Origin of the sequence: Kineosporia rhizophila, from assembly GCF_021277265.1 — a bacterium.
In the GTDB taxonomy this organism is placed as follows: domain Bacteria; phylum Actinomycetota; class Actinomycetes; order Actinomycetales; family Kineosporiaceae; genus Kineosporia; species Kineosporia rhizophila.
The window spans coordinates 191,171-201,239 of record NZ_JAJSOH010000012.1 but is presented as its reverse complement, the minus strand read 5'-3'; the positions used below and the strand labels follow the sequence as shown (position 1 = coordinate 201,239).

Sequence of the window (10,069 nt, the reverse complement as noted above, 5' to 3'; positions counted from 1 at the left end):
ACCTGAAGATGGTTGAGAACGAGAAACTTCTGGCCTACCTGAAGCGGGTCTCCGCGGAACTGCACGAAACCCGTGCACGGCTGCGCCGGTTCGAGTCCGGCGAGGCCGAGCCGGTGGCGATCGTGGGAATGGGCTGCCGGCTGCCGGGAGGCGTCGACAGCCCGGAGGGAATGTGGGACCTGCTGGTCTCGGGCACCGACGCGATCTCTGGGCTACCCACCGACCGGGGCTGGGAACCGTCCACCGCCCAGGGCGGATTCGTCGAACGCGCGGCTGATTTCGACGCATCCTTCTTCGGGATCAGCCCGCGCGAGGCCCTGGCCACCGACCCCCAGCAGCGCCTGCTGCTGGAGACGGCCTGGGAGGCCCTGGAGCGCGCCGGGATCGACCCGCGCTCGCTGCAGGGCTCGGCCACCGGCGTGTTCGCCGGGGCCTCCACCTCCGGCTACCCCTCGGCCGCGGCGCCCGGTGCGGGCATGTACCAGCTGACCGGCACCGCGACCAGCGTGGTCTCCGGCCGGATCTCCTACACCCTGGGCCTGGAAGGGCCCGCGGTGACGGTGGACACGGCCTGCTCCTCCTCGATGGTCGCGCTGCACCTGGGCGCTCAGGCCCTGCGGGCCGGAGAGTGCTCGCTGGCCCTGGCCGGCGGCGTGACCGTGATGGCCGTGCCGGTGATGTTCTCCGAGCTCTCCCGCCAGCAGGGGCTCGCCCCCGACGGCCGGTGCAAGGCCTTCTCGGACGCCGCCGACGGCACCGGCTGGGCCGAGGGCGCCACCATGATCGTGCTCGAGCGCCTCTCCGACGCCCGCAAGAACGGCCACCCGGTGCTCGCCGTGGTGGCCGGCAGCGCGGTCAACCAGGACGGCGCCTCCAACGGTCTCACCGCCCCCAACGGTCCCTCGCAGCAGCGGGTCATCCGCGCCGCGCTGGCCTCGGCCCGGCTGACGGCCTCGGACGTGGATGCGGTGGAGGCCCACGGAACCGGCACCACGCTGGGCGACCCGATCGAGGCGCAGGGCCTGCTGGCCACGTACGGGCAAGACCGCGACCCCGAACGCCCGCTGTGGCTGGGGTCGATCAAGTCGAACATCGGGCACACCCAGGCCGCCGCGGGGGTGGCCGGGGTGATGAAGATGGTGCTGGCGCTGCAGCACGGCGTGCTGCCCGCCACCCTCCATGCCGACGAGCCCTCCGGGCACGTCGACTGGTCCTCCGGTGACGTCAGCCTCCTCACCGAGGCCCGCTCCTGGACTCCGGGCGAGCGCGTGCGCCGGGCCGGAGTCTCGGCGTTCGGCGTCAGCGGCACCAACGCCCACGTGATCATCGCCGAGGCCCCGGTGGCCGAACCAGCTTCTACGGGCGCGGCCAGCGGCTCGTCGGACGCGGCTCCTGATGCGCCGAGCGCGGCTTCCGGCCCGCTGGCGGTGCTCAGCGAAGCTCCCCACGCCTGGCTGATCTCCGGCCACACCCCCGAAGCCCTCACCGCCCAGGCTCAGCGGCTGCAGCACGCGGCTGGTGACCTGGACCCGCAGGACGTGGCCTGGTCCCTGGCCACCACCCGTTCGGCCTTCGAGCACCGGGCCGTGCTGCTGGGCGACTCCACCGCCCTACAGACCGATCTCGCCGCACTCATCTCCGGCTCGGCCGAGTCCGGCGCGATCGTCGGCTCGGTGCTGGGCGAGGACGCCGACCGTGTCGTGTTCGTGTTCCCCGGCCAGGGCTCGCAGTGGGTGGGCATGGGCCGCGAGCTGATCGCTTCCTCACCGGTCTTCGCCGCGCGGATGGCCGAGTGCGAGCTTGCGCTCGCCCCTTTCACGAGCTGGACGCTGACCGACGTCCTCAATGATGCAGTTGCTCTTGAGCGCGTCGACGTGGTGCAGCCCGCGCTGTGGGCCGTCATGGTCTCGCTGGCCGCCGTGTGGCAGGCGGCCGGAGTCCAGCCCGACGCCGTGCTCGGGCACTCGCAGGGCGAGATCGCGGCCGCCGTGGTCTGCGGCGCCCTGTCGCTGGAAGACGGCGCGCGCGTCGTGGCCCTGCGCAGCCAGGCCCTGAAAGCCCTGTCGGGCCGAGGTGGGATGCTCTCGATCGCCGCGCCGGTAGACGTCGTGCGGCAGCGCCTGACCGCCTTCGACGCGCTCACCGTGGCCGCAGTCAACGGGCCCAACGCCACCGTGGTCTCCGGCGATCCGGCCCAGCTCGCCGCCCTGATGTCGGCGGTCGAGGCGGACGGCGGCCGGGCCCGGCTGCTTCCGGTCGACTACGCCTCGCACGGCCCGCAGGTCGACGAGCTGCAGGCCGAGATTCTCCGGCTGCTCGCCGCAGTCACGCCTCGCACCGCGCAGATCCCGATGATCTCGGCGCTGTCGGGTGCCTGGCTGGACGGCAGTGAACTGGACGCCGGCTACTGGTACGACAGCCTGCGGGGCACGGTCGAGTTCAACCGCGCCGTGCAGGTTCTCGCCGAGGAGGGCTACCAGGCCTTCATCGAGGTCTCGGCCCACCCGGTGCTGACCACTTCGATCAGCGAGACCGACGCCGCACTGACGGTCAACGGCACCCTGCGACGCGACGAGGGCGGCGCGGCCCGCCTACTCACCTCGTTCGCCGAGGCCTGGGTGCGCGGTTGCCGGGTGAACTGGACCGCCGTCCTGCCCCCGGCCCAGCGCATCGCCCTTCCCACCTACGCGTTCCAGCACCGCCGCTACTGGCCCGACGTCGCTGCCGGTGCGGCCGACGTGGCCGCGGCCGGCCTGGGAACCGTGCGCCACCCTCTGCTCGGCGCCCGACTGGAGCTGGCCGACGGTGACGGGGTGGTCTTCACGGGTCGTCTGTCCACGGCTGCGCAGCCCTGGCTGGCCGACCACACCCTGGCCGGCACCACCATCTTCCCGGGCACCGGCCTGGCCGAGCTGGCCCTGGCCGCGGGATCACGGCTGGGCTGCCCGCACCTGGACGAGCTGACCCTGACCGCGCCGCTGGTTCTCAACAGCAGCGGCGTGCAGGTGCAGGTGGCGGTCGGTGCTGCGGAGGCTCACGGCGGCCGTTCGGTGGAGATCTTCGCCCGGCCCCTGGAGAGCAGCACGGTCTCCGGGGACGGCGCTGAACTGGACGGTGTGCCGGCCTGGACCAGGCACGCTTCCGGACAGCTGGGCCTGGCTGTCGCCGTCGAGGCGGAAGACCTGACGGTCTGGCCGCCCGCCGGGGCCGAGCCGGTTGCCGTCGGCGGCCGTTACGACGAACTGGCCAAGGCTGCCGGTCTGGGCCCGGCCTTCCGCGGCCTGCGGGCGGTCTGGCAGCGCGGCACCGACATCTTCGCCGAAGTTGCCCTGCCCGAAGGTCTTTCCACCGACGCCGAGTCGTTCGGTCTGCATCCGGCGCTGCTCGACGCGGCGCTGCACGCGCTGTGGGTGGCCGGGCCGCAGGGAGAGGGCGAGCCGCAGATGCCGTTCGCCTGGTCCGGGGTCTCGCTGCACGCGGTGGGCGCCGGGGTTCTGCGCGCCCGGGTGCGGCGTTCCGACAGCGGCGCGGTGTCGCTGGTGGCCGTGGACGCGACCGGGATGCCGGTGATCACCGTCGACTCGCTGGTGATGCGCCCGGTGACGCTGCCGGACTCGGCGGCCACGCCGGGCTGGGTGCGCGACGCGCTGTTCACCGTGCAGTACGCCCCGGTCAAGCTGCCGGTGGGCTCGGTACGGCGCTGGCAGTTGCTGGGCCTGGACCGCTGGAACCTGGCCGCCGGGCTGGAGCAGGCCGGAGCTGAGGTGGGCACATTTTCAGCTGCGGACACACCCCGCCCACCCGGGGAGACACACTCAGCTGAAGCAGAGGTTGAGGCGGCCGGCAGCCCTGGCGCTGCACCCGGTATCGAGGCTGCACCCGACGCCGCGTCGGTGGTGCTTGCCTTCCTGGCGTCGGAACCCGGGTTATCCCCGGCCGACGAGGCCACGCGCCTGGCCGGTGAGGCGCTCACCCTGGTGCAGCAGTGGCTGTCCTCCGAGACCACGGCCCGCCTGGTCGTGGTCACCCGGGGTGCGGTGTCGGTAGGCGAGAACGAAGAACTTACGGACGTGGGTGCGGCGGCTGCCCGGGGCCTGTTGCGTTCGGCTCAGTCGGAGAACCCGGACCGGATCGTCCTGGTCGACCTGGCTCCCGATCTCGACGGCGAAACCCTGGTGAGGACGCTGGCCGCGGCTGCGGAGGCGGGCGAGGCGGAGCTGGTGGTGCGGGAAGCAGGGACGTTCGCGCCCCGGCTCGCGCGCCCGGCCGCGCTGCCGGCCATCGGGTCCGAGGTGGGCGTGACCGCGGTCGGCGCCGAGACAATGGCGGCGGCCGGCGACGCCGATTCCGTACCGGCGACCGTGCTCATCACGGGCGGCACCGGCCGACTGGGTGGTGTCGTCGCCCAACACCTCGCCGACACCGGCCGCGCCGGCTCGCTGCTGCTGGTGAGCCGGTCCGGCCCCGCCGCGCCCGGTGTTGCCACCTTGGCGGCGGACCTCGCGAACGCCGAAGCCGACGTGACGATCCTCAGCGGCGACGTGGCGGAGCGCGCGGCCCTTGCCGCCATGCTCGACGGCCGCCGCGTCACCGGCGTGATTCACACCGCCGGTGTGGTGGACGACGGCACGATCGGCTCGCTCACCCCCGAGCGGGTGGCGACGGTCATGCGTCCCAAATCGGATGCCGCCTGGGCGCTTCACGAACTCACCCAGGACCTGGACTTCTTCGTGCTGTTCTCCTCGGCCGCAGCCACGATGGGCGCGCCGGGTCAGGGTAACTACGCCGCGGGCAACGCGTTCCTCGATGCGCTCGCCGCTCACCGCCGCGCTCGGGGCCTGCCCGCGATCTCGCTGGCGTGGGGCGCCTGGATGGCCTCGGAGGGAATCGGCCGGAACCTGAACCAGGGCCTGCTGAACCGGGCTACTGACGGCGGATCCGGTGAGCTGGACCGCGAAGAGGGTCTGCTGCTGCTGGATCTGGCCCTTCGGCGCCCGGACTCTCTGCTCCTGCCGGTGAGGTTCGACGTGGCCGGCCTGCGGGCGCGGGCCGAGCAGGGCGCCGACGTCCCGCCCGTGATGCGTGCACTGGCCGGAGCGGCCGGGCTGGCCCGGTCGGCCCGGTCGGGAACGGACGGGCGCGCCGCAGCGCTGCGCACGCAGCTTGCCGGGCTCACCGTGGCCGAGCGCGAGCGGGTGCTGATCGATCTGGTGCGGGCCCACGTCGCGGCCGTGCTGGGGCACTCCTCGGCCGACGAGATCGACGCCTCCCGTGCCTTCACCGACCTCGGCTTCGACTCGCTGACCGCGGTGGAGCTGCGCAACCGGCTGAGCACGGCGACCGGCCTGCGGCTGCCCGCCACCCTGGTCTTCGACTACCCGACCACCGCGGTCCTGGCCTCCCATCTGGGAGGCGAGCTGATCGGCGTCCTCAATGCGGTTTCCGCCCTGCCGAAGCCGGCCCGCGAGGACGACGACCCGATCGCCATCGTCTCGATGGGTCTGCGTTTCCCGGGCGGGGTGCGCGACCCGCAGGCGCTGTGGCAGCTGCTCTCCAGCGGCGGCGACGCCATCTCGACGCTGCCCACCGACCGGGGCTGGGACCTGGCGGGCCTGTACGACCCGGACCCCGACCAGGAAGGCACGTTCTACACCAGCCAGGGCGGCTTCCTGCACGATGCGGCGCAGTTCGACCCGGGCTTCTTCGGGATCAGCCCGCGTGAGGCGCTGGCCATGGATCCGCAGCAGCGGCTGCTGCTGGAGGTCAGCTGGGAGGCGTTCGAGCGCGGCGGGATCGACCCGGCCACTCTGCGCGGTTCGTCGACCGGCGTTTTCGCGGGCGGACAGTCCTGGGGTTATGGGCTCTTCGGTGACGCGGGCGGCTCCGAGGGGCATCTGCTGACCGGTGGCTCGACCAGCGTCCTGTCCGGGCGCATCTCGTACACCTTCGGCCTGGAGGGCCCGGCGGTCACGGTCGACACGGCCTGCTCGTCGGCGCTGGTGGCCATGCACCTGGCGGCCCAGGCTCTGCGCAGCGGCGAGTGCGAGCTGGCCCTGGCCGGCGGCGCGACGGTGATGGCCAGCCCGGGCGTGATGGTCGGCTTCTCGCGGCAGAAGGGCCTGGCGGTGGACGGACGCTGCAAGGCGTTCTCCGCCTCGGCCGACGGCATGGGCATGTCCGAGGGCGTGGGCATGATTCTGCTGGAGCGCCTTTCGGACGCCCAGCGCAAGGGCCACCCCGTGCTGGCGGTGCTGCGCGGGAGTGCGGTCAACCAGGACGGCGCCTCGAACGGACTCACCGCCCCCAACGGTCCCTCGCAGCAGCGGGTGATCCGGGCCGCGCTCGCCAACGCCGGGCTGACGGCGGCGGACGTGGACGCGGTGGAGGCGCACGGCACCGGCACCACGCTGGGCGACCCGATCGAGGCCCAGGCCCTGATCGCCACCTATGGACAACTCGACCAGGACCCTCCAAGGACTGGGCCGCTCTGGATCGGCTCGGTCAAGTCGAACATCGGCCACACCCAGAGCGCGGCGGGTATCGCCGGCGTGATGAAGATGATCCTCGCCCTGCAGCACCAGGAGCTGCCGCGCAGCCTGTACACCGAGGCGCCGGCCGAGAACATCGAGTGGTCGGCCGGACATGTCGCCCTGCTGGCCGAGTCGCAGCGTTGGGAGACCGAAACCAATGGACGGCGGCGGCGGGCCGGGGTGTCGTCGTTCGGCATCAGCGGCACGAACGCCCACGTCATCCTCGAAGAGGCCCCGCAGGCCGCACCCGTCGAGCCGGACCAGCGCCAGGCGCTGGTCGAGGGCGCGACGGCCTGGGTGACCTCCGGGGTCTCGGCACCCGCCCGGCAGGCTCAGGCCACCCGCCTGAGTGAGCTGACTGGGCTCACAGAGCTGGAACCGGCCGACGTGGCGTGGTCGCTGGCCACGACGCGTTCGCTGTTTGGGCACCGGGCGGTCGTCGTGGGTGGGACGCCGGAGGACCTGCACGCCGGCCTGGCCGCGCTGGCCCAGGGCCGTCCGTCGGCCAATCTCGTGACCGGTACGGCCAGTGCTCGCGGCGCCGGACGCGTGGTCTTCGTGTTCCCCGGTCAGGGCTCGCAGTGGGTCGGCATGGGCCGCGAGCTGGCGGCCTCGTCCCCGGTGTTCGCCAAGCGCCTGGAGGAGTGTGCGAGCGCGCTGCGGCCGTTCGTCGACTGGTCGCTCACCGACGTCCTGGGCGACGAGAACGCCCTGGAACGGGTGGACGTGGTTCAGCCGGTTCTGTGGGCCGTGAACGTCTCACTGGCTGCGGTCTGGGAAGCAGCCGGGGTGAAGCCGGACGCGGTGATCGGCCACTCGCAGGGTGAGATCGCCGCCGCGGTCGTCTCGGGGGCCTTGTCGTTGGAGGACGGCGCCCGCGTGGTGGCGCTGCGCAGCCAGGCCCTGAAGGCGCTGTCCGGCCGGGGCGGCATGCTCTCGATCGCCGAGCCGGTGGCCGAGGTCGAGCAGCGTCTGGTCGGCGACGTCACGGTGGCCGCGGTGAACGGCCCCAACGCCACGGTGGTCTCCGGTGACCCGGCCGCGCTCGAGGCGATCATGCAGGCGGTCGAGGCCGAGGGTGGCCGGGCCCGGATGCTGCCGGTGGACTACGCCTCGCACGGCCCCCAGGTGGACGAGCTTCAGGACGAGATCCTGCGCCTGCTCGCCGACGTGAGGCCGCGCCGGGCCGGCGTCCCGATGGTCTCGGCGATGACCGGCGAGCACCTGGACGGCACCGAGCTGGACGCCCGCTACTGGTACGCCAGTCTGCGCGCCAAGGTCGAGTTCGCGCGCGCGGTGGCAGTGCTCGGCGAGGCCGGGTACGGCGCCTTCGTCGAGACCTCGGCGCACCCGGTGCTGGCCTCTCCCACGCTGGAGACGCTGGAGAACATCCACACCGACCCGATCGTGGTCGGCACCCTGCGCCGCGAGGAGGGCGGTCCGGCCCGGCTGCTCACCTCGCTGGCCGAGGCGTTCGTGCGCGGCGTACCGGTGAACTGGAGCCTGGTGCTGCCCGCCGCCGAGCGCGTCGACCTGCCCACCTACGCGTTCCAGCACCGTCGGTTCTGGATCGAGTCGGCAGCCCCTGGAGCCTCCGGCCCCGCCAAGGACGTGACCGCGTCCTGGCGCTACCGCATCACCTGGCCCCTGCAGACCGACCTGGCCCCGGCCCGCCTGGACGGCACCTGGCTGCTGGTGCACAACGGGCAGGACGCTCTCGCGGCGTCCTGCCAGGCCGCGCTGGAAGCCGCCGGGGCAACCGTCCGAACGCAGCAGTTCCCGGGTGTTCTGGCCGGGGGTGAGCTTTCGGGCGTGCTCTCGCTCCTGGCGGCCGTCCAGACCGACGTCACTCCCGTCCAGAGCCTGGAGCTGATCCAGGCGCTGGGTGCGGCGGGCATCGAGGCCCCGCTGTGGTCGGTCACCCAGGGCGCGGTGGCCACCACCTCCGACGACAGGGTGAACGCCCCTGAGCAGGCTTCGGTCTGGGGCCTGGGCCGGGTCGCCGCTCTCGAGCACTCCTCACGCTGGGGCGGCCTGATCGACCTGCCCCCGACCATGGACGAGCAGGCCGGGCAGCGCCTGGCCGCGGTGCTGAACGGCAGCGAGGACCAGGTGGCCGTCCGGCCCGCCGGGATTCACGCCCGCCGTCTGGTGCGGGCCACCCCGAGCCCGGCCAAGAAGCCCTGGACGCCGCAGGGCACCGTGCTGGTGACCGGGGGGACGGGCGCCATCGGGGCCCGCGTCGCCCAGCTGGCCGCTCGTCGCGGAGCCCAGCAGATCGTCCTGACCAGCCGCAGCGGCCCGGCCGCGACCAACGTTCCCACGCTGGCCGCCGAGCTGGCCGAGAACGGGGCGACCACCCACGTCCTCTGTTCCGATCTGGCTGTTCGCGACGACGTCGTTGCTCTGCTGAACCACATCGGCCCGGTGGACTCGGTGTTCCACGCCGCCGGCGTGGGCCAGGTGATCCCGCTGGAGGAATCCAGCGCCCAGACCCTGGCCGAGGTGTCTGCCGTGAAGGCGCTCGGAGCCAAGCATCTCGACGAACTGACCACCGACCTCAGCGCCTTCGTGCTCTTCTCCTCCGGCGCGGGTGTCTGGGGCAGCGGCCACCAGGGTGGCTACGCCGCGGCCAACGCCTACCTCGACGCTCTGGCCGAGAACCGGCGCAGTCGAGGCCTGAACGCCACCAGCGTGGCCTGGGGGCTGTGGGGCGGCGGGGGCATGGCCTCCGACAACGACGGCCGCCTGGAGCGGATGGGCCTGCGGGAACTGAACCCGGCCCGGGCCATCGAGGTCCTGGGATCCGTACTGGACAGCGGCGAAGCCACTCTCACGGTCGCCGACGTGGACTGGCCCACCTTCCACCCGGTGTTCACCCTGCCCCGGCCCAGCGCCCTGCTGGCCGATCTGCCCGACCTGCGCGCCGCCGAGCCGCCGGCCGACGAGGCGGGCGGCTCGGACCTGCTGGACCAGCTGAACGCCGCGGACCGGGCCGGGCAGGAGGAGCTTCTGGTCGACCTGGTGCGGGCCGAGGCCGCCGCGGTGCTCGGGCACGCCTCGATCGACGACGTGGAGGCCGACCGGCCCTTCCGCGACCTGGGGCTGGACTCGCTCACCGCGGTCGAGCTGCGCAACCGGCTGGGCTCGGCGAGCGGCCTGCGCCTGCCCGCCACCCTGGTCTTCGACTACCCCACCCCGGAACTCGTGGCCGGGCACCTGCGCTCCGCCCTGGTCCCGCAGCTGGGGGCGAACGAGAACGAACCGCTGTCGGTCATCGACGAGATCGAGCGGCTGCAGACCGCACTGGGCCGGCTGAGCAGTTCCGCGCCGGACTTCGACCGGCATGACGACGTCACCCGGCTGCTGCGCGGGCTGCTGTCGAACTGGATCGGCCAGGCGCCCGCGCAGGAGCCCGCCGGCCCGGACCTGGAGTTCGGATCGGCCACCCCGGAGGAGGTGTTCAGCTTCCTGGACACCGAGCTCGGGCTGAACGGCTCCGCCGCCGCCGACCAGGCCAACTGAACCACCCATTCGCT

Annotated in this window: 1 protein-coding gene; it reads left to right on the top strand. The window is 73.1% G+C overall.

Going from position 1 to position 10,069, the window contains the following annotated elements; genetic code table 11:
- Positions 1–8: 8 nt before the first annotated feature.
- A complete protein-coding gene (locus tag LWF15_RS18620; protein WP_232812114.1) occupies positions 9–10,055 on the top strand; it encodes a type I polyketide synthase in 10,047 nt (3,348 codons plus the stop codon).
- Positions 10,056–10,069 lie beyond the last annotated feature (14 nt).